Consider the following 2,238-nt stretch of genomic DNA (forward strand, 5'->3'; position numbering starts at 1 on the left):
AGATCATTTCATGCTTCCAACACCCACATGCCAAATACGCCGCATGAAGTCACCTTTTGCATTAGCGGAGTAATAAGTGTAAGTTTATGATATTTATTCTTAGACTTATTTAATTAAGGTTATTCTTTTCCACTCGAGATTTCCTTGGCTAATAACAGGATTTCAGCCTTATCACTCAGTCCATCGATAAAGCCTGAACCTAGATAGTGTGTCTTCGCACGGGATCTTGGCTTCGTAGGAGGTTTCTAGGAATATGCAATCGGCTCAGAGCCTTCTTCCAGCAACTGAATAAGCTGCTTATAGATATAGAGGCGCTCTTTCCGTTTTCCCTTCACGTCTATCACAATACCCAATTCCCCTAGTTGCTTCAGTAGTGATCGCGTCGTTTGGGGCGTTAACTCCAGTGCTTTCGCCGCATCATTGGCAGAAATGATAGCGTGTTTGCATAGAACATCGTGTAATTTACGCGCGTTAATCGCTGCTCGTTTGAGGGTATGAATACGGCGACGGTCTTCCTCGAATAATGCAGCTATGTTGCGGCTAGTCATCACCACTTGCTCTGCGGTTTCTGCCACTCCTTGCAGGAAGAAATCGAGCCAGCCTTCCCAGTCGCCACTTTGCCTAACTGCGTCTAAGCGTCTGTAATACTCCGAACGGTTGTTTTTGAAGAAAAGGCTCAGATAGAGCCATGGCTGCTTCATTTCACCCATCAGCATCAAAAAGAAGGTGATGAGCAATCGTCCGATACGACCATTGCCATCTAAAAATGGGTGGATCGTCTCAAACTGCACGTGAATCAAGCCTGCATCAATTAACGAGCTGTATGGACGCTCTTCGATATGTAGGTATTTTTCCAATGCATCTAAGCATTCCATTAGCCGCTCTGGCTCTGGCGGGACAAAATGTGCGTTGCCGGGCCTAGAGCCGCCAATCCAGTTCTGAGTGCGGCGAAACTCTCCGGGCTGCTTGTTAGCGCCGCGTGCGTCGGTGAGAAGCTTTTCATGCATTTCCCGGATCAGCCTTAATGAAAGAGGGAAGCCTTCTTGAATGCGCTTTAAGCCATGTTCAAATGCAGCCACATAGCGCGATACTTCGACCACATCATCAATTGGAACGCCGGCCTGATCTTCACTCTCATAGATCAATAAGTCCGAGAGTGAGGATTGTGTGCCTTCGATTTGTGACGAAAGCACGGCTTCTTTTCTTACGTAATAATACAAAAACAGGCTACTGTAAGGGAGCACATCAGCTACACCGTCTAACCTTCCCATCGCTTTGGTGGCCTTCACAATTAGCGGCTGTAGCTGTTTTAGGTCAATGGGAGGCTCTGGAGGGAGCGCAGGCGGCATGAATGCCTGATAACGCTCTCCGGCAGTGTTGATCGTAATATAGGTTCCTAAACGGGACATGCAGTAACTTTACTTTTTGATCTATTAAAAGTAAGAATAGATGGATAAAATTACTTTATCAAGAGGTTAGGCAGTATTTTTTGCTCTTTTGGTTATTAAAAGTAATTTTATTGAAATAATTCTGCTTTATTGGTGGCTGTTCGCCGCATGGTTACATTCCATCTAAGGGGGACACCATAGCGCAGCGCAAGGGTGTCCCCCATCTTCCGCAGCGTCTTCGTTTGCACTTCGAGCTTCGTGCAGACCGGGTGATTCCCCTCCCTTGCGCTTTGCCTCCCCGATCTCGGCGATGGCCAGGTTTTCACGCGCGCGATGCGTCGCGCAAGGGCGCATCATGACCAACTCGATGAAACATGTTCAGCTCATTGATGTGCGTGGAAAACAGCAGCAGCGTTGTTCCTTCACGCCGGAGCAATTCGCAAAATTGCTCTCGGTCGCCGGGGAGCGACGGATCAACTATCAAATGGCCGCTTATACCGGATTAAGGTTATCAGAACTCAGTAATTCTTGTTCGCGCTGATTTGCACCTCGATGTTGACGTTCCCTTTGTCAAAGCGAGGTCATCTACTACCAAGAATAAACAAGACGCGGTCATCCCAATGCATCCTCAGCTCGCGGAAGCGCTCAAGGCGCATTGTGGCGAAGATATGACACCCGGCGATAAAGTGCTTGATCTTACTACACACGCGGAAAGGCCCCTTTATCGGGATACGGAAGCCGTATGCATATGCATCCCGAGAATGGATGAGTTGGGAAGGAAGCGCGATTTTCATTCTTTCCGAGGCACATTTGCCACGGCGCTCGTTGCAAACGGAACTTATCAGCGGGT

Annotated in this window: 2 protein-coding genes; both read right to left on the reverse strand. The window is 48.0% G+C overall.

Annotated elements, in window-relative coordinates:
- Nucleotides 1-245 precede the first annotated feature (245 nt).
- A complete protein-coding gene (locus HRU10_15290; protein ID NRA28597.1) occupies nucleotides 246-1,409 on the reverse strand; it encodes a Fic family protein in 1,164 nt (387 codons plus the stop codon).
- Between the two features lie 560 nt (nucleotides 1,410-1,969).
- Nucleotides 1,970-2,182, reverse strand: coding sequence for a hypothetical protein (locus HRU10_15295; protein ID NRA28598.1), 213 nt, complete (start codon nucleotides 2,180-2,182; stop codon nucleotides 1,970-1,972).
- Nucleotides 2,183-2,238: the final 56 nt, after the last annotated feature.

This window comes from Opitutales bacterium (genome assembly GCA_013215165.1).
In the GTDB taxonomy this organism is placed as follows: Bacteria; Verrucomicrobiota; Verrucomicrobiia; order Opitutales; family JABSRG01; genus JABSRG01.